The organism is Sphingomonas sp. P4_G3 (genome assembly GCF_056401105.1).
This window is the reverse complement of record NZ_JBFUJZ010000003.1, coordinates 339,964-363,804: the sequence shown is the minus strand read 5'-3', so window position 1 is coordinate 363,804 and position 23,841 is coordinate 339,964. Positions and strand designations below refer to the sequence as shown.

Sequence of the window (23,841 nt, the reverse complement as noted above, 5' to 3'; positions counted from 1 at the left end):
GCGAACGAGGGAAGAGTAGAGTCTTACTGGGCGAGCGTGGCCTGACCCGCGGGCGGCGCTGCCAGTTGGGGCGCGGTGGCAGTGGGCGCGACCGGCGCGATCTTGCCGGCGAGCGTCTGCACCTTGGTCCCCGGCTGTGCCATCTGCGTGCCGACGATCACCACCCGGTCGTTCGTCGCGAGCCCGCCGCGGATGACGCGGAGGCCATCGACCACCGGGCCGAGTTGGACCGGCTTGGCGGCGACGCTGCCGTCCTTGGCCACGACCAGCACGGTCTTGCGCGCCTGGTCGGTAACGATCGCGGTGTCGGGCACCATCAGCGCGCGGCTGCGGCCGCCGGTCGCCAGGCGCATGTTGCCGAACATGCCTGGGGTCAGGAACAGGTTCGGGTTGTCGAGCACGGCGCGGCCGCGGATCGTCCCCGACTTCATGTCGAGGCCGTTATCTGTGAAGTCGAGCCTGCCCTTCCAGCGATAATCGCTCTCGTCCTGCAATTTGACCTCGATCGGCGACGCGGCGCCGGCTCCGGCGCGCTTGGCCTTGAGGAACAAGGCCTCCGATCCGTCGAAGCTGAAATAGATCGGGTCGAGCGCGTTGATCGTGGTGAGCAAAGTAGCGCTGCCGCCTTCGCCCGCCGCGACAAGATTGCCGGCGTCGATCTTGCGGTCGGAGATCCGACCCGAAATCGGCGCACGAACGACGGTGAACTCCATGTCGAGCGCACGAGCGCGGACGCGGGCCTGGGCAGCGGCGACCGCGGCCGTCGTCGCCTGGACGCGGGCACGCAAGCGATCGATTTCGCTCTTCGACACGCCGTCGACGTCGACCAGCCGCGACGCGCGGTCGTAATCGGCACGCGCGAGCGCGAGGTCGCTGCTGGCAGTCGCGACGCCGGCGCGCGCTTCCGCCAAAGCGGCGGCATAAGGACGCGGGTCGATCGTGAAGAGCGGCTGGCCGGCGCGGACGATCTGGCCGTCGGTGAAGTGGATCGCGGTCACCGCGCCCGAGACGCGCGGCCGCACCTCGACCGAGCGGCTCGGCTCGAACCGGCCGACATAATCGTCCCATTCGGTGACGTCGCGTTCGAGCGGCGTGGCGACGGTGACGGTCGGCGGTGGCGGTGCGGCCATCGCTGGGGCCGAGCGATGGACCAGGCCATAGCCGGCGGCGAGCAAAGCAACGGGAGCGGCGACCCAGGCGGCACGCTGCCACAGCTGGCGGCGTCCCGGCGCGCTACCGTCGAGCGGATGCGCGGTAGCGTCGTCGTTGATCGGGGTGATCATGTTCATCGGCGGAAGCTCCGGGGAAGATTGGTGCGGATCGCATTGATCCGGAAGAGCAGGGTTTCGTACTGTTCGAGCGTGAAGCCGGCGGCGAGGAAAGCGCGGACTTCGGCCGGCGCGACGGAGAAACCGCGATACCAGCTCAGCACGGCGATGCGGCGCAATGCCTCGAGCCGCGGATCGGATAGGGCCGTCTTGACCACGCCGCCAAATGCCCAGCGAAACGCGCGGGCGAGCGCGCCTGGGCGGTTGATCGACGATAGCCGATCACGCTGGGCGAGATCGACGACCTGCCATTCGAGCGCGGAAAAATCGGCCGGCTTCGGCGTGAAGCTGCGGGGTGCCACGGGGGACCGATCGAGCAGCGCGCCGCCGCCGGCGGGGGCGAATTCGAGATAGGCCATGGCGTGTCCTCCTTATTGTTGGGGCCGCCGCAGGGGGCGTGCGGCGGCCCATGCCCGGCGATGGGGTAGTCGCCGGGGTGATCCGATGAAGATGTGACAAGTCGCGCGCTCCGGCACCGCATCCGGCGCTCGGGGGCGAGGGCTTATCCCTATAATACGCAAACGCTAGAAGTGGGTGTCCGCTCGGCCGTTCATCCGGTCTCTTCCCTTCGACCCGAAGGACGCCCTGGGGAGGATCGTCCATCTTCTATACCGAGCAGTATAGAAACTCAGGTGGAATGGTTCAAGGGAAAATTCTGTACCGAGCGATATTTTTTGCAATGCGGCGTGAAGCCTGGCTTGTCAATCAGCGGCTTGGCCATACAGCAAGCGTGGTATCGACCAGCCGCCGCAAGTCCTCGCGTGAGGCGCCCGCGCCGGCCTGGACCGCCATGCCCTGAAGGATCGCGGTGAGGTATTTGGTGATGCCCTCGGCATCGACCGGAGTGTGGAAATCGCCTTCGGCGACCGCGCGCTCCATCCGCTCGATCAGCGCTTCGTGCGCGATCCTGCCGCGTTCGAGCACTTCCTGTCGGATGCAGTCGGCTTCGGCGCCGCACGCGACCGAACTGATCACGCCGAGACATCCTCGTGGGTCGTCGCGGCTGGTCTGGTTTTCCAGGCTGCCCTGGAGCAAACGCTGGGCGACGCCGCGTGCGGTCGGTGCCTCGAGCGCCTGGCCCATATAGCACAGCTTCTCGCGCTCGTAGAGGTCGAGCGCCTTGCGGAACAAGGCTTCCTTGTTGCCGAACGCGGCGTAGAGGCTGGGACGAGTGATCCCCATCGCATCGGTGAGGTCGGTCATTGACGCGCCCTCATACCCTTTGCTCCAGAACACGCGCAGAGCCGCCGTCAACGCCTGGTCGACGTCGAATTCACGGGGGCGGCCACGGAGGACGGCTGTTTCCATATCGGTCGGTAGATAATTATCGAGTCGGTGTTTGTCCATAGCGGCGCCCTACCCAGCTTGAGCGGTTGTCATCCCTCGGGTTAGCGGCATAGTCGGCTGATGACGAACAGGGTCGAGGAACTGGCGCCGGATGCCGCCATCGTGCTGGCCGATCGCACGGCGCCGGCGGTTTTCCGCGGGATCGCCGCTGACTGGCCGGCGGTGAAGGCCGCCGACCCTGGCGCCTATCTGGCGCAATTCGACACAGGCAAACCGATCGGCGTGGCGATCGCGCCGCCCGAGGCCAATGGACGACTGGGGTATAATGCCGACATGTCGGCGTTGACCTTCGTCCGCGACTCGGGAACGCTTGCCTCGTTGTTTGCGCGGCTCCACACCGCCGCACCCGCGTCAACGCCGCCGGCGATCGCGGCGCAAGCGGTGGCGGTGCCCGAGGCGCTGCCGGGCTTCGAGGCGGAAAACCGAATGCCGCTGGCGCCGGAGGGCGTGGCGCCGCGCATCTGGATCGGCAATCGCGTGCGGGTCGCGACGCATCATGACATGAACAGCAATATCGCCGTGGTGATGGCGGGGCGGCGACGCTTCACTTTGTTTCCGCCCGATCAGGTCGCCAATCTCTACATCGGTCCGATCGAATTTACCCCTGCGGGCACGCCGATCGGTCTGTTCGATCCCGACGAACCCGATTTCGACCGCTTCCCGCTGGCGCGCGAGGCTATGGCGCGTGCCCGGATCGTCGAACTCGAGTCAGGCGATGCCCTCTTCATTCCCCATATGTGGTGGCACCATGTCCGCTCGCTCGATCCGGTGAGCATCCTGGTCAATTATTGGTGGGACGAAGCGCCCGCGCCGCAGCCCGGGCTCGCGCCGCTGGACACGATGGTTCACGCGATCCTGGCTTTTTCCGGTCTGCCCGAAAACCAGCGCGCGGCGTGGCGGGCGATGTTCGACGAATTCGTATTCGGTCCGCCGCTCGATCATGTGCCCGAGGAGCGGCGCGGCATTCGCGGGACGCTGAGCGAGGACAGCAAGGCTCGCGTGCGGCGGCAGCTCGGGCAGATGATGTCGCGGTAGGGTCGGCGCGAATCGATCTAGTAGTTTCCCCTCCCTTTTTCAGGGAGGGGAGCTCTAATTCGTCAACGCAGCGGAGGGCCGCACCACACCACTCGCCTCACCACCGATCCACGTTTCGCGCACGGTATAATCGTCCTCCAGCAGAACGAGATCGGCGCGCATGCCGGCGGCGATCGTGCCGGTCTGGCCGCTCAGTCCCAGAAATGCCGCCGGTGTCGCCGAAGCCATCGTCACCGCCGCCGCCAGCGAGACGCGGCCGCGCTCGATCATGCCCTTGACCGCGCCCGCCATCGTCAAAGTCGACCCCGCGAGCACGCCGTCCGCACCATGCAAGGTATCGCCGTCGCGCCAGATCTCGCGGCCCTGGAGCACGAACCGCGTCTCATCCGAGCCGACGCTCGGCATCGCGTCGGTCACCAGCATCAGGCGATGTTGCCCCTTGGCGCGGACCGCGACGCGCAACGTGGCATCATGGAGATGGTGCCCGTCGGCGATGATCCCGGCATAAGTGGAATCGTCCTCGAGCGCGGCGCCGACCATGCCGGGCGCGCGGTTGGCGAGCTGCGACATGGCGTTGAACAAATGGGTGAAGCCGGTCAGGCCCGCATCGATCGCGGCGCGGACGGTTTCATAGCGCGCGTCCGAATGGCCGGCGCTGACGACCACACCCTTGGCGGCGAGATGGGCGATCTGCGCGGGCGTCGCGCATTCCGGGGCGAGCGTGACCATCGTCTTGCCGCGCTTGGCCGAGGTCAGCAGATCGAGATAATCGTCCTTGAGCGGCTGCAGCTTGTCGACCGAATGGATGCCGTGCCGCGCGCTGGACAGGAACGGCCCCTCGATATGGATGCCGAGCACGCCGGGCAGTCCGGCATCGATCGCGGCATCGACCGCGCGGATGCCGGCTTCGACTACCGAGAGATCGTCGCTGATCAAGGTTGGCAGCAGGCCGGTGGTGCCAAAGCGGCGGTGTGTTTCGGCGATGACGCGGATCGTCTCGACGCTGGGATCGTCGTTGAACAACCGCCCGCCGCCGCCATTGACCTGGGTGTCGATGAAGCCGGGGAGCAGCAATCGGCCGCCGAGATCGACGATCCGCGCATCCTGCGGCGAGGCGGACGAGATCGCGCAAATCTCGCCATCGCCGATCACGACGCAGACATCGTCGCGCAGGCCGGAAGGCAGCAGCACGCGGGCATTGGTGAGCGCGGTGCGGGTCATACCGTTTCGGTCACCTTGGCGAGATGCGGAGGACGGTCGGGATCGCGGCCGCGCGCGACGGCGAGCGCGTTGGCGAGGCGGTAGAAGCTCTGGACGAGCAAAACCGGCTGGAGCACCGGATGCGCGTCGAGGCTTGGCAAGCTCAGGCCCGGCGCATCCTTCAACCCGGCACTCAGCACCAGCGCGCCGCGCTCGGCGAATTCGGGGGCGAGGTCGGCGACGCTGTCGCGCGATTCGTCATCCTGGCCGAGCAGCAGGACCGGAAAGCCCTTTTCGACGATCGCCATCGGGCCGTGGCGGACTTCGGCGGCGCTGAACGCCTCGGCATGGAAGCCGCAAGTCTCCTTGATCTTGAGCGCCATTTCCTGCGCGATGCCGAAGGCCGGGCCGCGCGCGACGACATAGAGATTGGTGGCGTTGCGCAGCGGCTCGAGCGCGGGCGACCAATCGAGCGCCCAGGCCTGCTCCAGCAGTGCCGGCAGCCCGTCGAGCGCAGCGAGCAATTCGTCATCCTCCGCCCAGTCGGCGATCAGATGGATCAGCGCGGCGACGCTGGTGATGAACGACTTGGTCGCGGCGACGCTCTTTTCCGGGCCCGCGGCGAGCGGCAGGAAGGTGTCCGCAAGGGCTGCGAGCGGCGAGCTTTCGTCGTTGACCAACGCGACCAGCCGCGCGCCGCCCGTTTTGGCCATCTCGGCGGCGGCGATCAGATCGGGGCTGCGGCCCGATTGCGAGACCGCCAGCATCAAGGTGCCGGCATAATCGGGTGCCGAATCATAGACAGAGGAAACCGAGGGCGCCGCCGAGCTGGTCAGCAGGCGTAGGTGCGTTTCGACCAAATAGCGTGCGACGGTTGCAGCATTGTCCGAGCTGCCGCGCGCCAGGGTCACCACCGCGCGCGGCGGCGCCTGACGCAGCGCTGCGGCCAAGGCGATACGCGCATCGCGCTGGCGGATCGCCTGGCGCGCAACCGCGTCCGCCGCTTCGGCGGCTTCGGCAAACATCAGCGTATTGTGGGGAAGAAGCGGCACGGGACTCTCAGGCTGGCGGGACGTTGAGTTCGGCGACGAAGTCGTAAGCATCGCCGCGATACCAGGATTTGGTGAATTCGACCGTACGGCCATCCTGGGTATAGCCGCGGCGTTCGATCTCGAGCCCAGGCGAGTTGCGCGGGATCGCCAATAACTCGGCCTGCTCGTCGGTGAACAGCACCGCACGGAAGCGCTGCAGCACACGCACAGGACGGTCATCGCCCAATGCGTCGTAGAGCGATTCGGTCACCTCATCGAGCCCGGGCAACGAGCTCGCCGGGACGGTCGCATATTCGAGCGCCATCGACACGCCATCGGCATAGCGGATGCGAGTGAAGCGATAAACCTGGCTGCCGGGGCTGAGGCCCAGCGCCATCGCTTCCTCGGGCGCGACCGTGCCTTCGGTGCGCGCCAGCCACTCGCTGTGCGGCACGCGGCCGCGCGACTGCATGTCCTCGGTGAAGGATGAGATCGTCGCGAAATTCTTTTCGACGCGCGCGGCGACGAAGGTGCCGGCGCCCTGGCGCCGGGTCAGCATCCGCGCATCGACCAGTCCGTCGAGCGCTTTGCGTACGGTGACGCGTGAGACGTTATAGGCCTGGGCAAGATCGCGTTCGGGCGGCAGCGCTTCGTCGGGGGCAAGAACCTGGCGCTCGATCGCGGAGCGCAGGACGCGCTGCAGCTGCTGGTACAGCGGCGCGGTATCCCCTTCCGGCAGTCTTCCTACGCGATCGACGAACATGGCGGACAACCCCTTGACGCGACGCTCCTTAAGCCATCGGATAATGCCATTTCAATACCAAAGTACGAAATATTTGCACTGGTATTGATTTTGGTATTGCAATTTAATGACCAATGCGCCTTTATGACACTCGCAACAGACCTGATCCGGGCCAAAAATGAGACCGGACAGGGCAATTGGCGACAGTTGGTCGTACTTTGGTACAGTCCAATCCAGGGGTTGAAGGGGAAGATCATGGTCACGTTCCAAGCCAAAACGCATCGGGCGATGTTCGCCTGTACCGCAAGCATGCTCGCACTGACTATGGCGGCGCCTGCCTTTGCGCAGACCGCGCCAGCGGCTGCGGCGCCTGCCGATGTCGGGGGCAGCGGTCAAGCCACCACTGCCGATCCGCAGGACCAAAGCAACGACATCGTCGTCAGCGGCATCCGCGCCTCGATCCAGGCGTCGCTCGACTCCAAGCGCGCCAATGATGTCGTCTCCGAAGTCGTCACCGCGCAGGATATCGGCAAGTTTCCCGACAAGAACGTCGCCGACTCGCTCGGCCGTCTGACCGGCGTCAACGTCGTCACCGGATCGGCCAATGCCGGCGGCTTCGGCGAGAATCAGTCGGTGTCGATCCGCGGCACCGATCCGACGCTCAATCTGACGTTGCTCGATGGCCATTCGGTCGCGACCGGCGACTGGTTCGTGCTCGACCAGACCAGCGGCGGGCGCAGCTTCGACTTCAGCCTGTTGCCGTCGGAAATCGTCGGCAAGCTGGAAGTCTATAAATCGTCCGAAGCCGACCTGCCTGAAGGCGGCATCGGCGGCACGATCAATCTTCACAGCCGGCGCCCGCTCGATCTGCCGGCCAATTCGTTCAGCCTGACCGCCCAGGCCAATTACAATGACCTGGCCGACAAGGTGAAGCCGCAGGTGTCGGGTCTCTATAGCTGGAAGAACCAGGCGGGGACGGTCGGTCTGCTGATTGCCGGCTATTATCAGGAGCGCGAGTTCCGCCGCGATGGCCAGGAATTCCTCGGCTACACCACCTATAACAATTTCGCCGGCACCAATCAGACGGTCACCGCGCCAAATCTGATCGGCGCGGCCTATTTCAGCCAGAAGCGCGTGCGCAAGGGCGGCACCGTCGCGCTGCAATACAAGCCGAACGATCAGTTCGAGGTGACGCTCAACGGCATCTACACGCGGATGGACGCCAATAACGTCAACCGCAACTCGATGGCGTGGATCAGCCGGGTGATCGGCAGCAATTCGACGCCGGGAATTGACCCCGTAACGTTTCTGCCACGCCCTTACGCGCTCGGCCCTTATACCGTCACCAACGGCTATCTGACCGCAGCGTCGTGGAATGCCATGGACGTCAACGGTAATCCCATCCAGGGCCGCGTTCAGGACGATATCTTCCGTGATGCCTATTCGTCGACCTGGGTGATCAACCTGGAAACCGAGTGGAAGCCGACCGATCACCTGACGCTGACCGGAGAGGTCGGCTATACCAAGGGTGAGGGTGCCACCAAGGACACCTATGCCTGGGAAACCTATTGGGACACCGGCGTCAATTATGCGCTCGCCGGCAAGGGCGCGACGGTCAACTATCCCGGACTGCCGACCGACCCGAAGTCGGCCGCCTATCTCAACAATTATTACAGCTGGTCGTGGGGCGGCCGCATCCTGTCGCCCGACAAGGAAACCTATGTTCGCGCCGACGCCGAATATAAGTTCGACGGCGATTTCCTGAAGGCGATCAAGATCGGCGGCCGGTATACCGACCACACGCGTGAGGTGAACTACACCGCTTATTCCTGGGCCGGGAACGGCCTCTATTCAGGCACCAAGGGCGTCGGACTCGGCACCGTGTTCAACGGCGGCACCACGCCGGACGATTTCCTCGACGGACTGGTCGCCTTCCCGCCTTATTCGATCGCGGACAAGGACAAGGTGCTGGCGACCTTGGCGACGCAGGGCGGCCGCCAATTCGCTTTCTATCCGCAGGCGAGCTTCTCGGTGAAGGAGAAGACCGAGGCGGTCTATGCCATGGCCAAGCTGGGCGGCGAGAGCCAGGGCTGGCGCGGCAATATCGGCGTTCGTGCAGTGCATACCGAACTCAACACCACGCAATACACGCCGAACCCGCTGGCTACTGGCGGCCTCGATCCGGTCTATTCGATGTTCTGCCCGACGCAGTCGGACGGGAAGGCCTGGTGCGACACCAATCGCGTCAATCGTAGCTATTGGGATTTCTTGCCCAGCGCCAACCTGACCGTGAACGCGATGCCCAACCTCCTGATCCGAGCAAGTGCCGCCAAGACGATGACGCGGCCGGGCTATGCTCAGCTCGCTGGCGCCTTCACCGTCAGCGACCTCGCGCTGACCGGTACTTCGGGCGGCAATCCCTATCTGGATCCGACTCGTGCCTGGCAGTTCAACCTTGCGGCCGAATGGTATTACGGCAAGCAGTCGCTGTTCTCGGTCAATTTGTTCTACCTCGACATCGACTCGTACATCACGACGAACACCACGACGCAGTTCCTGATCACGCAGCAGCATCCTGCAGGCGCGAACTTCCTGATCACCGGCCCGGTCAACGGAAAGGGCGGCACCAACAAGGGCGTCGAGGTCAATTGGCAACAGCCGATCTATGGCGGGTTCGGGCTGCTGGCGAACTACACTTATGCCGATGCCAAGGCGGCGGACGGCGGTGTCATCGACGGCAATTCGAAGCACACGTTCAACGTCACGGCCTATTATGAGAATTCGCTGATCTCGACCCGCTTCGCTTATACGTTCCGCTCGAAATTCCGCTCGGGCATCGATCGCTCGACACCGATGTGGCAGGCCGATTTCGGCACGCTCGACGGTTCGCTGACGCTCAACGTGACCAAATATTTCGCGTTGACCGCCGACGCGCAGAATCTGCTCAACCACAAGCTCTATTACTTTGTCGGCGACCCCTCGATCCCGCGCGCTTATTACAACAATGGCCGCACCTTCTGGGTCGGTGGCAAAGTCCACTTCTGACCTGTCGCGCATCGGCAAGACCGAATAGGATTACCCGATGCGCACCGCCCTGTTCGCCGCCGTCATGATCTCGACCATGCCGGCGGCGGCATGGGCATCACCTGACCTCCCCCTGCTGCCGATGCCCGCGACGGTGACGTCGCAGGTCGGCAGCTTTTCTTTTGCCCGCGCGACGATCGCCGCCGACGATGCCGGCGGCACCGCCGCCGCGCGACGCCTGGCCGAACTTGTCGCGCGCACAGGCGGACCGAAGCTGGCGCTGGCCAGAGGGGGCGCGATCCGGTTCCGCCGCGACGCGTCGATCAAAGGGAATGAGGCCTATCGCCTGCGCGTGACGCCGGCCGGCGTTACGGTATCGGCGTCCACCGACACCGGGCTCTATTATGGCGCGACCACTCTATGGCAGCTGATCGCCGCATCGCGCGACGGCCGGATCGGCGCGATGACGATCGACGACGCGCCGGCTTTCACCTGGCGCGGGGTGATGCTCGATTCCGCCAGGCATTTCCAGCCGCCGGTCTATGTCAAACAGCTGATCGATCGCCTGGCGATGGAGAAGCTCAATATCCTGCAATGGCATCTGACCGACGACCAGGGATGGCGGATCCAGATCGACAAATATCCGCGCCTGACCGCGATCGGCGCGTGGCGCCAGCCGGCGGGCGCAGCCGGTGTCGACCCGAAGACCGGCAAGCAGGTGCGCTATGGCGGCTTCTACACCAAGGCAGAGATTCGCGAGATCGTCGCTTATGCCGCGGCGCGGCACGTCACGATCGTGCCAGAGGTCGACATGCCGGGGCACGCCACGGCGGCGATCGCTGCCTATCCTGCGCTCGGTTCGACCGCGACGCCGCCCAAGGCTCCCAGTTCCGACTGGGGGGTGATGTACAATCTGTACAACACCGATGACGCGACCTTCACCTTCCTGGCCAATGTGCTCGACGAAGTCCTCGAGCTGTTCCCGTCGCGCTATGTCCATGTCGGCGGCGACGAGGCAGTCAAGGATCAATGGAAGGCCGATCCGCGCATCCAGGCGCGGATGAAGGCGCTGGGGCTGAAGGACGAAGAGCATCTCCAGGGCTGGTTCATGGCGCGGATCGGCGACTATCTCCAGACGCGCGGCCGACGGCTGGTCGGCTGGGATGAGATCTTGGAGGGTAAGGTGCCACCCTCGGCGACGGTGATGTCATGGCACGGCGTGTCCGGCGCGATCACTGCGGCCAAGGCAGGGCACGACACGATCCTGTCGCCCTCGCCCGATTTCTACCTCGACCATATCCAGAGCGATTCAGGCGACGAGCCGCCGGGGCGCGGCGGGGTGATGGACTGGAAGCATATCTACACCTTCGATCCACTGCCCGATGCGCTGAGCGCGGACGAGCGGCGGCATCTATTGGGCGTGCAGGTCAATCTGTGGACCGAGCATGTCCGCACCACCGCCTATGCCGATCGCATGCTGTGGCCGCGCGCGGCCGCGCTCGCCGAACTCGGCTGGACGCCGGCGGCGAAGCGTGACTGGAAGGGATTCGCCGCGCGATTGCCGGCGGAGTTCGCGCGCTATCGGCGGCTGGGGCTCGGGTACAATATGACTCCCCTCGAGCCGCTCGCGAGTGTCGATGGCAAGGATGGGGAAGTGACCATCAAGCTTCGCCAGCAGGCCGATGTCGGTACACTGCGCTATACGATCGATGGAAGCGCGCCGAACCCGGCCTCGTTGGTCTATGAAGGTTCGCTGACCTTGCCGGAGGGAACCCGGCTCCGCGCGCGCGCCTTTGCCGGGAGCGAGCCGCTAGGCGCCGGGCGCGACTGGACGCTGACCGCGGCCTTGCTGCGGACTCGCGCCGCGACTGAGATGGACTTGTGCACCTCGGCGGTCTCGCTGCGGCTCGAGGATGACGGCGTTACCGACGGGCTACGCCGGGTGCATTGGGGCGACATCTTCCATCCCTGCTGGATCTGGAAGCGCGCCTCGCTCGACGGCATCGCCTCGCTGTCGGCGGAGGTCGGCCAGGTGCCGTTCAACTTCTCGATCGGCGCCGACCTCACCAAGGTTGTGTTCGACAAACCGCGCACGCCGACCGGCGAGCTCGAGGTCAGGCTCGATCGCTGCGATGGCCCGGTGGTCGCGAGCATTCCGCTCGGCGCCGCGATACGCAATGCCGGCGTCAGCACGATCAACGGATCGCTGCCGCCGCAACAAGGACGCCACGATCTGTGCATGACTTTCACCCAGACCGGCCCCAATCCCCTGTGGATGCTCGACCGGCTGACCTTGGGCCCGGCGAAATGAGCCTGGCCATCGCGAGCCCGCTGGCGGGCTGGGCGACGCGATTGGCCGAGGTGCCCGATCCGGTGTTCGCCGAGAAGATGCTGGGCGACGGCGTCGCGATCGACCCGGTCGAGGGGCGATTGCTAGCACCTGGCGCGGGCGTGGTGGTGTCGGTGCACCCGGCGGGGCATGCGGTGACGCTGCAACTCGATACCGGACCGGTATTGCTGATGCATATCGGTCTGGAAACGGTCGGGCTGGGCGGCGAGGGGTTCGCGCCCAAGGTCGCCGACGGCCAGCGCGTCGCGGCGGGCGAGTTGCTGGTCGAATTCGATCTCGATCGGCTGGCACGGACCGCGAAGAGCCTGATCACGCCGGTCATCGTCACCAATGGCGACGCGTTCGCGGTCGAGGATCCGGTGAGCGATCGCGCAATCGCGGCGGGCGAGACGGTGATGCGCTTCCGGTCACTCGGCGATGCGGTCGCGGCGACCGAGGCGACGGCAGCGACCATCAGTCGAACGCTCGACTTGCCGCTCGCTTATGGGTTGCACGCGCGGCCGGCGGCGCGGATCGCGCAACTCGCGGCTAGCTATCCTGGAACGATCGAAATCGTCGAGTCGTCGGGCCGGGCTGCCTCGGCGCGGAGCGCGGTGGCGATGCTTGCGCTGGCGCTGGCGCACGGCGCGGCGATCACGGTGCGCGGTAGCGATGGTGACGGCGTTGCGGCTGTGGCGGACTTGCTGGCGACCGGGATGGGCGAGCTCAAGCCGGTCGGCGGGCCTGCCGAACCAGCGCCGAGCGCTGCAATTGCCGAGCTGCCCTCGATTCTGAACGGCGTGACCGCGGTGCCGGGAACGGCGATCGGACCCGCCTTCCGTCCGGTCGATCCGGTCGCCGATATTTCCGAAAATGGTTCGGGAATCGAGGCCGAGCGCGCGGCGCTGGCCGGGGCGAAGGATCGTGTGCGTGCCGAGCTGTCGGCGGATGCGGCAGGCGCGGGCGATCGCGCGGGCATCGCGGCGGCGCATCTCGCCTTGCTCGATGATCTCGAGCTGGCGAGCGCGGCGGACACGGCGATCGTGGCGGGCAAGAGCGCGGGGTTCGCCTGGCGGCAAGCGATCGATTTCTATGCCGACCAATTGCGCGGCGCGGGCGACGCGCGCTTCGCCGAACGGATCGACGATTTCAATGATCTCGGGCGCCGCGTGGTGCTGGCGATCCACGGCGAACCCGATCAGGTCCCGCCGCCGCCCGGCGCGATCCTGATCGCCGATGAACTCTATCCTTCGCAATTGATGGCGCTGGGCGAAGCGGGGTTGGCTGGAATCGCGACCTCGCGCGGTGGGACGACCTCGCACGTCGCGATCATCGCGGCGGGGATGGGGCTGCCGATGCTGGTCTCGCTCGGCGACGCGCTGGGGCGGATCGAGCCGGGCACCGAATTGGTGATCGAGGACGGTGCGCTGCGGATCGCGCCTGATGCGGCGGACGTGGCGGCGGTGCGCGCACGGATCGAGACGCGGCAGGTGCGCCGCCAGGCAGCGTTGGCGCATGCCGACGAACCCGCGGTCACTACCGACGGCAGGCGGATCGAGGTGTTCGTCAATCTCGGCTCCGCCGCCGATGCGCGCGCTGCGGTGGCGGAGGGCGCCGAGGGTTGCGGGTTGCTGCGTACCGAATTCCTGTTCCTCGATCGCGCGACGCCGCCCGACGAGGAGGAGCAACGCGCCGCCTATCAGGCGATCGCCGATGCACTGGGCGAGCGGCCGCTGATCGTGCGCACGCTCGATATCGGCGCGGACAAACCGGCGCCCTATCTGACGATCGCGGCCGAGGAGAATCCGGCGCTCGGCTTGCGCGGCATCCGGCTTCAGCTCGCGCGGCGCGATCTGCTCGATGCGCAGTTGCGTGCTTTGCTGCGGGTGAAGGCGCACGCGCCACTCAAGCTGATGCTGCCGATGGTCGCCGATCGTGCCGAGCTGACCGCGGCGCGCGAGGCGCTGGCGCGGCATGCCGACGATCTTGGCGTGGCAGCGCCTGAACTTGGCATCATGGTCGAAACCCCCGCAGCAGCGCTGACCGCGGCGGGACTGGCGGTCGACGCCGACTTCTTCTCGATCGGCAGCAACGACCTCTCGCAATATGCGCTCGCCCGCGACCGCACCAATCCGGCGGTCGCCGCCGGGTTGGATGGACTGCATCCCGCGGTCCTGCGGCTGATCGACGAGACGGTGCGCGGGGGTGCAGTGCACGGACGCTGGACCGGCGTGTGCGGCGGGCTCGCCGCCGATCCGGAGGCAGTGCCTTTATTGATCGGAATGGGCGTGACCGAATTGTCGGTGCCGGGCGCGGCGGTCGCCGAGACCAAGGCATTGGTCCGCACGCTCGATCTCGCCCGATGCCGCGCGATCGCCGCGAAAGCGCTGACCGCGCCCGATGCCGATGCGGTGCGCTCGCTCGTCTCTTCTCTGTCGGAGCAAGGCCAATGAAGCTCTCGCTGCAATCGCTCCAGCCGCTCGGCCGCGCGTTGATGCTGCCGATCGCGGTCCTGCCGATCGCAGGGCTGTTGTTACGCTTGGGCCAGCCCGATCTGCTCGACATCCCGTTCGTCGCCGCGGCGGGGGGGGCGATCTTCGACAATCTCGGCCTGCTGTTCGCCCTCGGCATCGGGGTCGGCATCGCCAAGGACAATAATGGTGCGGCGGGGCTGGCCGGCCTGGTCTGCTTTCTGGTCGCGACGCGCGGGGCGATGACACTGCTTCATGTGCCACCCGACATCACTGCCAATATGGGCAAGGATATCGCCGCGCTGGCCGAGGCGGCGTGGCGCGACAAGGCGATCTCCAAACTGGCGGTGCCGATCGGGATCGCCTCCGGGCTGATCGCGGGGGCGTTCTACAATCGCTATTCGACCATCAGACTGCCGGATTATCTGTCGTTCTTCGGCGGCCGGCGGTTCGTGCCGATCCTGGCGGGGTTCGCCGGGCTGGCGCTCGCGGCCTTCGTCGGCTTCGGCTTCGCGCCGATTGACGCGGGCGTGGACGGGCTGAGCTATGGCGTCGTCCAGTCGGGAACGATCGGGCTGTTCGTCTATGGCGTGCTCAACCGGCTGCTGATCGTGACCGGCCTGCACCATGTGCTCAACAACGTCGCCTGGTTCATCATCGGCGATTTCCACGGCAAGACCGGCGACCTCAACCGCTTCTTCGCCGGCGATCCCAGCGCGGGCGGGTTCATGTCGGGATTCTTCCCGGTGATGATGTTCGGCCTGCCCGCCGCCTGCCTGGCGATGTACCGCTCCGCCTTGCCCGAGCGGCGCCAGGCGGTGGGTGGCATGCTGACCTCGATGGCACTGACGGCCTTCCTGACCGGGGTGACCGAGCCGATCGAGTTCACCTTCATGTTCCTCGCGCCGTTGCTCTATTTCATGCACACGATCCTGACCGGCGTGGCGATGGCGCTGATGCACATTCTGGGCGTGCATCTGGGGTTCGGCTTTTCGGCCGGGTTCTTCGATTACGTGCTCAATTTCTCCAAGTCGACGCGGCCGTTGCTGTTGCTCCCGGTCGGGCTGGCCTATTTCGCGATCTATTACGGCACCTTTCGCTGGGCGATCGTGAAGTTCGACCTCAAGACGCCAGGCCGCGAGCCCGAGGAGGCGGAGGAAGAAGGTGCCGCCCCGCTGCCGGCCGAACGTGGACTGGCGTTCGTCGAGGCACTGGGCGGGGCGGGCAATCTCGCCAGTATCGATGCCTGCACGACGCGGCTCCGCCTGGTGGTCAACGATCAGGCGAAGGTCAGTGAAGCGCGGCTCAAGAAGCTCGGCGCCAGGGGCTTCATCCGCCCGAGCGCGCAGGGACTGCAGGTGGTGCTCGGTCCGATCGCCGATTCGGTGGCGATGGAGATGCGCGCGGCGGCGGGGCCGTTATCCGCTGCCCTAGCGGTGGCCGAAAGCCGGCCGACAGTGACGGCCGCCGATCCGGCGCCGTGGCTCGCTGCGTTGGGCGGACGCGGCAATATTTCCGCATCTGGCGCGGCATCGAGCCGATTGTGGGTCGATCTCGCCGATCCGGCGCGCGCCGACGAGGCGGCGCTGCGGCAACTCGGCGTGCGGATGATCGCACGGCCCTCGGCCAATGCGCTGCACCTGATTTTGGGCGCCGATGCCGCGTCGGTCGCGGCGGGGCTTCAGGCGGCGTAGCCGCCCCTGGCAATTGCCTCGGCCAGGATGGCGCGTGCCGGCTCGAGTTCGCGCGCATAATGCCGCCAGCGCCCGATCGAACGATCGTTGAGCGGTTCCTGGACCTGCGCATAGCTCGGGGTCGGGGCGAAGCGCTGGCTTTCGTGGAAAGCGAGCTGACCAGGCTCCATCGCCAGACCGATATGCGCCATCAGCGCTTCGGTTTCGCCCATCTGCGCAGCGACGAAATTCTCGTAGCGGAGCTGATGCGGCGCAATCCCCGGCAGTTTCCGCCACTCGGCCATCAGCGTGTCGATCAGCGCATAATGGCGCGCGGCATCCTCGAGCCGATAGCCGCAATTGAAGCCATGGGTGAAATCGCGGCTCATCGCCGACACCATCACGTCGAGCGGATGACGCCCGACGGCGACCAAAGGCGCTGCGGGAAAAGCGAGGCGTAGCAGCGGCAGATACAGTTCGTTGAGCGGCATCTTGTCGGTGAAGAACGATGTTCCGGGTGCGAGCAGCCCGAACGCTTCGGCGCGGGCAACATAATGGTCGCGCAGATCGATCGCCAATGTGGCGCGGGTTGCGGCGTCGAGGTCGTTGACATGCGTGGGAAAGGCGCCGCGGGTCCGTTCCGTCGCCATCGCCGCCAATTCGGCGGCGAAGGGCAGCTCGCCGCCAGCGCGGACGCCGGAATGGCTCGCCAGCACTTGTTCGGTCAGCGTGGTGCCCGAGCGCGGGAAGCCGAGGATGAAGATCGGTTGCGGTACATCGTCGCGGACCGATGCGGGGGCCAGTGCGGCAAACCGCTCGGGCCGGAAAAACGAGGTGAGATCGGCGATCAGGCGCTCGACCTCGGCGCGCGCATAGCGGCGGGCTGACGCAGCGGAAAGCGCGGCCTTGCCGTCGGTGAAGTCGCGCCAGGCCTCGGCGTGGCGGCCGGCGCGATCGCGCATGCGCCCGCGCTGGAGCAGGGCGGCACCCGACAGGCCGGGCTCCGCATCGAGCAGCGCCAGCCCGTCGCGCCAATCCTCGGTGCGCGACAGCAATGCTGCGCGCTGCAAGGTAACGTCGCTGCCTTGTGCTCGTGCCAGCCGCTCGGCGCGGTCGAGCATCGCCGCCGCCTCGTCGAACCGCCGGGCCTGTTCGAGCAACTCGGCCAGCCAGGCGAGCGGCGGCAACGCGTCGGGCATCGCGGCGACGGCGCGGCGCAGCAGCGGCTCGGCGTCCGACAGCGCTCCCTGCCGCTGCAGATTGCGGCCGAGATTGGCGAGCAATTGCGGATGCTCGCCGGCCAGCGCGATCGCCCGGCGCAGATGGGTGGCGCCGGCGACCAGCTCCTCCCGTTCGGACAGGATATTGCCGAGCATCATTTCGGGTTGCGGATTGCCGGGATCCGCGGCGATGGCGGCACGGCAGGCTGCCTCCGCCGCGACCACGCGTCCGCTGTCGAACAACATCATGGCAAGGTCGTCATGCGGCCAGCGCGGGCGGGAGTCGATCGCGATCGCTTCGCGCAACAGCCGTTCGGCACCGGCCACGTCGCCGCGCCCGCTATGGGTCAAAGCGAGAATTTCGATCGCATCGAGCGATGCTCGATCCTGCGACCGCGCTTCGGCCGCCAGCTTTTCCGCCTCCGCATGGCGCCCGGACTGAAACGCGGCGCGGGCGCGGGCGACCAGATCGCTGGCGGAAGAAAAAGGGGACATGGCGTCGGATAACGCCATGTCCCGCTCTAAGGAAGCCGATGCTAAAGGGAGGCTCGGCTCTGGACTAGGGTATTCAGACTGCCGGCAAACAATCTGGGGGTCGGAACCGCCCACCCTTGCGATGCAAAAGGGAAGCTGGGGTGGGCGGTTCCGATACAACCGGGATAACGGCGGGAGGTCGGCGCCGCATGTCCCGGTCGTAACGAAAGATTGCTGGAGCAATCCTACGCAGCGAGGCGAGCGAGCCGTCCGTCGGCGCCGAGCAGGGTGACACTGGCCCCGCTCGCGCGGCGCCGTGCCAGCCACTCGCGGAACAGTTCCGCGCAACTGTGATCGACCGCCGCCAGCCTGCGGACGTCGATCGTCAGCGGTTTGTCGGCAGGCGCCTTGTCGAGCGCGTCGCTCAGTCGCGGCAGTTGGACGAAGGTCGCGGTGCCCGACAGGCTGATCGCGGCATGCTCGTCCACTTCCTGGTGATCGACGCCGAGCTTGAGGCGCTTGATGTGCGGGATCACTTCGATCAGCGACAGTGCGATGCCGACCAGCACGCCGGTCAATAGATCCTCGGCGACGACGATCACCAGGGTGGCTGCCCAGATCACCGCGGGCAGCACGCCGTGATGGCGGAACAGCTCACGAACATGCTTCACGTTGACCAGTTTCCAGCCGGTGACGACCAGCACCGCGCCCAGCGTAGCCATCGGAATCTCGCGCAGCAGCCAGGGCAGAAGGGCGACGAAACCCAGGATCCAGACGCCATGCAGGATCGCCGACAGCCGCGTCACCGCGCCTGCCTGAACGTTGGCCGAGCTGCGCACGATGACGCCGGTCATCGGCAAGGCGCCGGCCGCCCCGCACAGCAGGTTGCCGATACCCTGCGCGCGCAATTCCTTGTTGTAATCGGTGCGGACGCCGTTGTGCATCTTGTCGACCGCAGCTGCCGACAGCAGCGTTTCCGCGCTGGCGATGAAGGCAATGGCCAGCGCGGCGGCCAGCGTCGACGGCTTGAGCCAGGTGGCGAACACGGACGCGTCGGGCAGCGACACCGCGGCGGCGATCGATTGCGGCACGTCGACCCGGGTGACGTCGAGCCCGAACAGATAGGCAGCCAGCGTGCCGGCAATCACCCCGAGCAACGCGCCGGGGACGAGGCGCAAAGCGGTTGGGCGCAATTTCTCCCAGCTGATCATCACCACGATCGTCAGCAGCGCGATGAGCAGCGCGAGCTCAGTGGCTTTGGCATTGGCTGGGTCAAGGCCGAGCAGGCGGCCGGGCATGGCGGCGAGATTCTCGAGCCCGCTCGACAGTGGCTTGGCGTCGAACAAGACGTGGAACTGACCGACCACGATCAGCACGCCGATTCCGGCGAGCATGCCATGGACCACGGCAGGCGAGATCGCGCGGAACCAGCCGCCGAGTTTGAAAATGCCCGCGACGACCTGGATCAGCCCGGCGAGGATCAGGATCGGACCGAGCGCGGACAGGCCCTGATCGCGGATAAGCTCGAACACGATCACCGCCAGGCCGGCGGCAGGGCCGCTGACCTGGAGCGGCGATCCCGCCAGCATGCCGACGACGAGGCCGCCGATGATGCCGGTGATCAGTCCTTTTTCGGGCGGCACGCCCGAGGCGATGGCGATGCCCATGCACAGCGGCATCGCGACGAGGAAAACGACGATCGAGGCAGTGAAGTCGCGGACGAGGAATCCGCTTGCCGGCTTGGCCAGGCTCATTCCGCCGCCTCCGCGAAATCCTCGTCCATCGCCAGGCGCTGCGCGGCGGCCAGCGCCACGGGAAGCGGGCGATCGTCGCGGATCGGCAGGAAGCGCCCGGTATCGCCGTCGAGCCCGAGCATCACGCCCTCATGGATATCGACGAACCAGCCGTGGAGCGAGATTTCGCCACGCGCGATCCCCGCCGCGACTGCCGGGTGCGTGCGAAGGTGCGCGAGCTGGACGACGACATTCTCCAGGCTGGCGGCGCGAACGCGCTCGTTGTTGGTGAGCGGGCCATAGCCGGCGCGCACGACGCTTTCGGCGGCATGGCTGTGGCGCAGCCAGGCGGCGACGTTAGGCATGCCCTCGAGCAATTCGGGGTTCATCAGCGCCTTCATCGCGCCACAGTCGGAATGGCCGCAGACGATGATGTCGCGCACGCCGAGCGCGAGCACGGCATATTCGACGGTCGACGACACGCCGCCATTCTGTGTCGCGAACGGCGGGACGATGTTGCCCGCATTGCGGCAGACGAACAGGTCGCCGGGCTCGGCCTGCATGATCAGCTCGGGCACCACGCGGCTGTCGGCGCACGAGATGATCAATGCCTTTGGGCTCTGCCCGTCCACCGCGAGCTTGGCATAGAGGTCGTTGCTGGGAAAAACGCGCTTTTCGAAATCGAAAACGCGTCCGATCAGATCGTTCACGGCAGATGCTCCTCTTGGCTGGTTGCCGGGAAGAGCTAGGGTGTTGAATTTGCCGCAGTGCAGCGCGGGCGTAAGGAAATGTTGCCGACGGTGCGGCGGGCTCGGTCGCCGGCAGAGGCGACGGTCAGTTCGCTTCGGTACTCGTGTACACCCGTTTGAAGACGATTGACCTGCCATAGCGTTCGAGCAGCAAATTGCCGTTATCGATCCGCAGCGGCGTCTTGGCGAACGCAACCTTGCCGAGGTCGTGCGGCTCGAACCGGACGTGGATACGCGAGGCCGCCGTGCCGTCGAGATGAAAGGGGTCGCTGCGGAGGTCGTACACGCCCAATGCCAGACGCAGCGATACCGGCCGATCGCCGGGCGCCAGCGGAAACGCGTCGCTGTCGTCGGACAATTGGCCGCCGACGACGCGGCCGTCGGCCAACCTAATTTCGGCATCGAAATATTGCCTCGTCCAGCCCTTGGGCAAATCGAGCACGAGATGCGTCTTCCCGTCGGATGCGGGTCTTTGCTCCAGCAGCGTGAACTTCGGCGGCGTGACTGGATCGCTCGTCAGGAGGACAACATTGCCCTCCACGCGCCAGGTGCCGCTCGCGCTCTCATCCAGCGCGCCATAGGACAATCCATAGTAGAACCGCCCATCCGCCCGCAGCTCGAGGCCGACCGCCATTTCCATCTGGTGGCCATCATAGGTTCCGACCAATTGCGAGGAGTTCGCCGGCGCGGTTTGTCCGGCTAGGCCGGAAGAGGGGATCGCGACGGCGGAGAGTGACAGACCGGCCAGCGCGGCGATCGCGGCGCGAGAGGGTCGGTGGCGGGTGATGAACCCCATTCGGAGACGGTAGACGCCTTTGCGGCGTGGGTACAGATTCAGCTGACGTCCGGCTTGTTTTCGCGCCGTAGCCGACGAACGAGCAGGACTAGCCCTGCCAGGACGAAACAAAGCCACGGCACCGCCAGCCAGTCGATCCAGTCCGGGCCGGTCGGCGCACTGGTCTGGCTGTCGGTATAGGCGGCCAGCAGCACCAGCGCGACAGCGTGCGCCAGGACCAGCCACAGGCTATCGGAAGTGATTGTCCAGGAACGCTTGTCCGCGGGTTTGGTCAGCAATGTCCGGATCGCCGATAAGAGCGCGGCAACGATGAATATCCCGCCGCCTGCGACGAGGACCAGCCCGAGCAACAGGCCGTCTAATCGGATCGCGATGTCGCTCAATTGCCCTCCCTGGCGTCGGCCCCGCTCAATGAGCCGATCGCACGAATATCATCGGTCGGACTCAACCGTCCCGTTTTTTGCCGCGCAGCGCCTTGAACACCTCGGCCGGCCCGGCTGCCAGTATGGCGGCGATGATGAACGCCGATAAGAACGGCGCCAGGATGATCCCGATATACGTGCTCTTCAGCACGGATTTCTTGATCGGATCGGGGTCCATGGTCGATTCATATCAGTTTCGTCGACCACTGGGCAGTCCGCTGCGCGCTACGCGACGACCGCCACCCCTCGCGGCAGCGTGATCCGCGCGCTGAGGCCGCCCGACGGCGCAGCGCCCAGCGCGAACTCGCCGCCATGTGCTGCTACCGCGCGTTGGACGATGGCGAGGCCGAGGCCGAACCCCTGCGTGTCGCGGCCGCGCGCGTCGTCGAGGCGGACGAACGGTTCGAGCGCGCGGGCACGATCCTCCGGCGCGATACCGGGGCCATTGTCCTCGACCGCGATCGTCACTCGATCGGGAGTGGCGTCGAGGCGAATATCGACGCGCTTGCCGTAATGAAGCGCATTCTCGACCAGGTTGGTGACCGCACGCTTCAGCGCGACGCGGCGGACGATCAGTTCGCAATGATCGGGGCCGTGATATTTGGCCTTGCCGCCACGATCGACGGCGTCATCGGCGAGAGTCGCGCACATCACCGCGAGGTCGGTCGCGCTGGGCGCTTCCCCGTCGGCTTCGTCCTCGCCTGATAGATAGGCAAGCAACGACGCGACCATCTGGTCCATCTCGACCACGTCGTGCTGGATTGCGTTGCGCAACTCCTCCTCGTCGATCGCGTCGGCGCGCAGATGGAGGCGAGCGAGCGGGGTGCGGAAATCGTGGCCGACCGCGGCGAGCGCCTGGGTGCGGTCGGCGATCAATGTGTGGATGCGCGCCTGCATCGCGTTGAACGCGACGATCACATCGCGCACTTCGCTCGGACCGCGTTCGGGTACCGCTTCGACCTCGCCATGGCCAACGCGGTCGGCGGCGCGGGCGAGATCGCGCATCGGACGCAGCATCTGCCGCACCAGCAATCCGCCGATCAGGATCAGGGCGACCGCCGGGGTCAAAGCGAGCAGGATGCGGCTGACCGCCATGTCGAGCGCACGCACCGGTTGGCGTGTGCGAAACGTGACCCAGCTGGCATCGTCGAGCCGGAACGCGCCGGTGATGAAGCCGTCGCGCCCCGGCGAGGTCAGGCTGAGGCGGAGGTCGCGCCCATCGAGATTGGGTTCCCAGGCGAGCACTTGCTCGGTCAATTTGTCGAGCGACGGTGCGACCGCGGGCGATTTGGGCAGTACCGCGCGCCACGCGACCGCATAGCGCGAGGTGGTGAGTTCGGACGCCATCGTGTTGCGCTCGCCGATCGGTGCTTCCTCGATCAGCTTGCTGGCGATGACGAGATGCTCGGCGAGCCGGTGCGCTTCGTCCTGGCGCACCGAGAACTGGCTGGCGCGCTCGTACAGGAAGGTGCTCGCGCCATATTCGACGAGGACCGCGAGCAGCAGGATCGCGAAGACGCGGCCGATCAGCCCCAAGGTGAGGTGGGGCAGGCGCGTCAACGCCGCTCGACCGCGACGTTGAGCATATAGCCGACGCCACGCACGGTGATGATCGGGGCGGGCTTGCCCGCGCTCGACAATTTGCGGCGCAACCGGCTGATCAGCACGTCGACGCTGCGGTCCGAACTGTCGCCGAGCCGGGTGCGCGACAGCTCGATCAGGCGTTCGCGCGCGATCACACGCTGGGCGTTGTCGCACAAGGCGACGAGCAGATCGAACTCGGCGCCGGTCAGTTCGACCGCGGCGCCGGTCGGCGACAGCAATTCGCGGCGCGGCAGATTGACCGTCCAGCCCTCGAAGCTGAGCTCGCCTTTCTCGCGATCGGCGGGGCCGCGCTCGATCGCATGGCGGCGCAACACGGCGCGTATGCGCGCGACCAGCTCGCGCGTGCCGAATGGCTTGGCGAGATAATCGTCGGCACCGAGTTCGAGCCCCACTACGCGATCGGTCTCGCTGCTCTTGGCCGAGATGAAGATGATCGGGACGTCGCTGGTGCGGCGAAGCTCGCGGCACAAATCGATGCCGCTGGTGCCGGGCAGCATGATGTCGAGCAGGACGAGATCGACCGGGCCTTGTTCGAACGCGCGCCACATTTCGGGCGCGGTCGCGGCGGGCCGGACATTATAGCCATTCTCCTGTAGCGCGCGGGTAGTGAGCGTGCGGAGCGGCGGGTCGTCCTCGACCAGGACGATGTTGGGGGCGGTCAT

19 protein-coding genes are annotated in these 23,841 nt (G+C 66.4%); 5 read left to right on the top strand and 14 right to left on the bottom strand.

All coding sequences use genetic code 11. The annotated features are described in order from the left end of the window. Window positions 1-23: 23 nt before the first annotated feature. The 3 genes from AC1DQQ_RS09765 to AC1DQQ_RS09755 all read right to left on the bottom strand — a co-directional run bounded on the left by AC1DQQ_RS09765 (window position 24) and on the right by AC1DQQ_RS09755 (window position 2,675). On the bottom strand, window positions 24-1,289 hold the full coding sequence (locus AC1DQQ_RS09765) for an efflux RND transporter periplasmic adaptor subunit (RefSeq protein WP_478042592.1): 1,266 nt from the start codon (window positions 1,287-1,289) through the stop codon (window positions 24-26). Next, window positions 1,286-1,687, bottom strand: coding sequence for a hypothetical protein (locus AC1DQQ_RS09760; protein ID WP_478030914.1), 402 nt, complete (start codon window positions 1,685-1,687; stop codon window positions 1,286-1,288). The genes AC1DQQ_RS09765 and AC1DQQ_RS09760 overlap by 4 nt, the downstream gene beginning before the upstream one ends. 346 nt (window positions 1,688-2,033) lie before the next feature. Then, window positions 2,034-2,675 carry a TetR/AcrR family transcriptional regulator gene (locus AC1DQQ_RS09755; protein ID WP_478045043.1) on the bottom strand — a complete coding sequence of 214 codons (642 nt, stop codon included), beginning with the start codon at window positions 2,673-2,675 and terminating at the stop codon, window positions 2,034-2,036. Between the two features lie 60 nt (window positions 2,676-2,735). Between AC1DQQ_RS09755 and AC1DQQ_RS09750 the strand changes: the two genes are divergently transcribed. Further along, window positions 2,736-3,710, top strand: coding sequence for a cupin-like domain-containing protein (locus tag AC1DQQ_RS09750; RefSeq protein ID WP_478045041.1), 975 nt, complete (start codon window positions 2,736-2,738; stop codon window positions 3,708-3,710). Window positions 3,711-3,764: 54 nt separating this feature from the next. Here AC1DQQ_RS09750 and nagA read toward each other — a convergent pair whose 3' ends face one another. The 3 genes from nagA to AC1DQQ_RS09735 are packed head-to-tail and all read right to left on the bottom strand — an operon-like array spanning window position 3,765 to window position 6,704. Continuing rightward, window positions 3,765-4,931: an N-acetylglucosamine-6-phosphate deacetylase gene (gene nagA, locus AC1DQQ_RS09745; protein ID WP_478045040.1), complete on the bottom strand. Its 1,167-nt coding sequence runs from the start codon at window positions 4,929-4,931 to the stop codon at window positions 3,765-3,767. Further along, entirely contained in the window at window positions 4,928-5,935 is a 1,008-nt protein-coding gene (locus AC1DQQ_RS09740; protein ID WP_478045277.1) for an SIS domain-containing protein, read from the bottom strand. The genes nagA and AC1DQQ_RS09740 overlap by 4 nt, the downstream gene beginning before the upstream one ends. 34 nt (window positions 5,936-5,969) lie before the next feature. Next, complete coding sequence (locus tag AC1DQQ_RS09735) at window positions 5,970-6,704, bottom strand: GntR family transcriptional regulator (RefSeq protein WP_478045038.1); 735 nt, start codon at window positions 6,702-6,704, stop codon at window positions 5,970-5,972. A 234-nt stretch (window positions 6,705-6,938) separates the two neighbouring features. Here AC1DQQ_RS09735 and AC1DQQ_RS09730 point away from each other — a divergent pair, with 234 nt between their 5' ends. From AC1DQQ_RS09730 to nagE, 4 genes are read left to right on the top strand one after another with little or no spacing between them, the layout of a single operon-like run. Further along, on the top strand, window positions 6,939-9,728 hold the full coding sequence (locus AC1DQQ_RS09730; protein WP_478045036.1) for a TonB-dependent receptor: 2,790 nt from the start codon (window positions 6,939-6,941) through the stop codon (window positions 9,726-9,728). A 37-nt stretch (window positions 9,729-9,765) separates the two neighbouring features. Further along, entirely contained in the window at window positions 9,766-12,018 is a 2,253-nt protein-coding gene (locus AC1DQQ_RS09725) for a family 20 glycosylhydrolase (RefSeq protein ID WP_478045034.1), read from the top strand. Next, window positions 12,015-14,489, top strand: coding sequence for a phosphoenolpyruvate--protein phosphotransferase (gene ptsP, locus AC1DQQ_RS09720; RefSeq protein ID WP_478042584.1), 2,475 nt, complete (start codon window positions 12,015-12,017; stop codon window positions 14,487-14,489). The genes AC1DQQ_RS09725 and ptsP overlap by 4 nt, the downstream gene beginning before the upstream one ends. Next, complete coding sequence (gene nagE, locus AC1DQQ_RS09715) at window positions 14,486-16,201, top strand: N-acetylglucosamine-specific PTS transporter subunit IIBC (RefSeq protein WP_478045032.1); 1,716 nt, start codon at window positions 14,486-14,488, stop codon at window positions 16,199-16,201. Before ptsP ends, nagE begins: the two co-directional genes overlap by 4 nt. Here nagE and AC1DQQ_RS09710 read toward each other — a convergent pair. The 8 genes from AC1DQQ_RS09710 to AC1DQQ_RS09675 all read right to left on the bottom strand — a co-directional run bounded on the left by AC1DQQ_RS09710 (window position 16,189) and on the right by AC1DQQ_RS09675 (window position 23,841). After that, entirely contained in the window at window positions 16,189-17,913 is a 1,725-nt protein-coding gene (locus tag AC1DQQ_RS09710; protein ID WP_478045031.1) for a sulfotransferase family protein, read from the bottom strand. The two genes, nagE and AC1DQQ_RS09710, sit on opposite strands and share 13 nt — an antisense overlap. Before the next feature lie 206 nt (window positions 17,914-18,119). Then, window positions 18,120-19,628: a SulP family inorganic anion transporter gene (locus tag AC1DQQ_RS09705; protein WP_478045030.1), complete on the bottom strand. Its 1,509-nt coding sequence runs from the start codon at window positions 19,626-19,628 to the stop codon at window positions 18,120-18,122. Further along, window positions 19,625-20,317: a carbonic anhydrase gene (locus AC1DQQ_RS09700; RefSeq protein WP_478030893.1), complete on the bottom strand. Its 693-nt coding sequence runs from the start codon at window positions 20,315-20,317 to the stop codon at window positions 19,625-19,627. The genes AC1DQQ_RS09705 and AC1DQQ_RS09700 overlap by 4 nt, the downstream gene beginning before the upstream one ends. A 124-nt stretch (window positions 20,318-20,441) precedes the next feature. After that, a complete protein-coding gene (locus tag AC1DQQ_RS09695) occupies window positions 20,442-21,152 on the bottom strand; it encodes a hypothetical protein (protein ID WP_478045029.1) in 711 nt (236 codons plus the stop codon). Window positions 21,153-21,190: 38 nt separating this feature from the next. Further along, window positions 21,191-21,535: a hypothetical protein gene (locus AC1DQQ_RS09690; protein ID WP_478042579.1), complete on the bottom strand. Its 345-nt coding sequence runs from the start codon at window positions 21,533-21,535 to the stop codon at window positions 21,191-21,193. Window positions 21,536-21,596: 61 nt separating this feature from the next. After that, complete coding sequence (locus tag AC1DQQ_RS09685) at window positions 21,597-21,752, bottom strand: hypothetical protein (protein ID WP_478042578.1); 156 nt, start codon at window positions 21,750-21,752, stop codon at window positions 21,597-21,599. Between the two features lie 47 nt (window positions 21,753-21,799). Further along, window positions 21,800-23,134: an ATP-binding protein gene (locus tag AC1DQQ_RS09680; RefSeq protein ID WP_478045028.1), complete on the bottom strand. Its 1,335-nt coding sequence runs from the start codon at window positions 23,132-23,134 to the stop codon at window positions 21,800-21,802. Next, window positions 23,131-23,841 carry a response regulator gene (locus tag AC1DQQ_RS09675; RefSeq protein ID WP_478042576.1) on the bottom strand — a complete coding sequence of 237 codons (711 nt, stop codon included), beginning with the start codon at window positions 23,839-23,841 and terminating at the stop codon, window positions 23,131-23,133. The genes AC1DQQ_RS09680 and AC1DQQ_RS09675 overlap by 4 nt, the downstream gene beginning before the upstream one ends.

Excerpts from the sequence above, each read along its gene's own strand:
- AC1DQQ_RS09765 (WP_478042592.1), bottom strand. The coding sequence starts at position 1,289 with ATGAACATGATCACCCCGATCAACGACGACGCTACCGCGCATCCGCTC.
- AC1DQQ_RS09760 (WP_478030914.1), bottom strand. The coding sequence starts at position 1,687 with ATGGCCTATCTCGAATTCGCCCCCGCCGGCGGCGGCGCGCTGCTCGAT.
- AC1DQQ_RS09755 (WP_478045043.1), bottom strand. The coding sequence starts at position 2,675 with ATGGACAAACACCGACTCGATAATTATCTACCGACCGATATGGAAACA.
- AC1DQQ_RS09750 (WP_478045041.1), top strand. The coding sequence starts at position 2,736 with ATGACGAACAGGGTCGAGGAACTGGCGCCGGATGCCGCCATCGTGCTG.
- nagA (WP_478045040.1), bottom strand. The coding sequence starts at position 4,931 with ATGACCCGCACCGCGCTCACCAATGCCCGCGTGCTGCTGCCTTCCGGC.
- AC1DQQ_RS09740 (WP_478045277.1), bottom strand. The coding sequence starts at position 5,935 with ATGTTTGCCGAAGCCGCCGAAGCGGCGGACGCGGTTGCGCGCCAGGCG.
- AC1DQQ_RS09735 (WP_478045038.1), bottom strand. The coding sequence starts at position 6,704 with ATGTTCGTCGATCGCGTAGGAAGACTGCCGGAAGGGGATACCGCGCCG.
- AC1DQQ_RS09730 (WP_478045036.1), top strand. The coding sequence starts at position 6,939 with ATGGTCACGTTCCAAGCCAAAACGCATCGGGCGATGTTCGCCTGTACC.
- AC1DQQ_RS09725 (WP_478045034.1), top strand. The coding sequence starts at position 9,766 with ATGCGCACCGCCCTGTTCGCCGCCGTCATGATCTCGACCATGCCGGCG.
- ptsP (WP_478042584.1), top strand. The coding sequence starts at position 12,015 with ATGAGCCTGGCCATCGCGAGCCCGCTGGCGGGCTGGGCGACGCGATTG.
- nagE (WP_478045032.1), top strand. The coding sequence starts at position 14,486 with ATGAAGCTCTCGCTGCAATCGCTCCAGCCGCTCGGCCGCGCGTTGATG.
- AC1DQQ_RS09710 (WP_478045031.1), bottom strand. The coding sequence starts at position 17,913 with ATGGCGTTATCCGACGCCATGTCCCCTTTTTCTTCCGCCAGCGATCTG.
- AC1DQQ_RS09705 (WP_478045030.1), bottom strand. The coding sequence starts at position 19,628 with ATGAGCCTGGCCAAGCCGGCAAGCGGATTCCTCGTCCGCGACTTCACT.
- AC1DQQ_RS09695 (WP_478045029.1), bottom strand. The coding sequence starts at position 21,152 with ATGGGGTTCATCACCCGCCACCGACCCTCTCGCGCCGCGATCGCCGCG.
- AC1DQQ_RS09685 (WP_478042578.1), bottom strand. The coding sequence starts at position 21,752 with ATGGACCCCGATCCGATCAAGAAATCCGTGCTGAAGAGCACGTATATC.
- AC1DQQ_RS09675 (WP_478042576.1), bottom strand. The coding sequence starts at position 23,841 with ATGACCGCCCCCAACATCGTCCTGGTCGAGGACGACCCGCCGCTCCGC.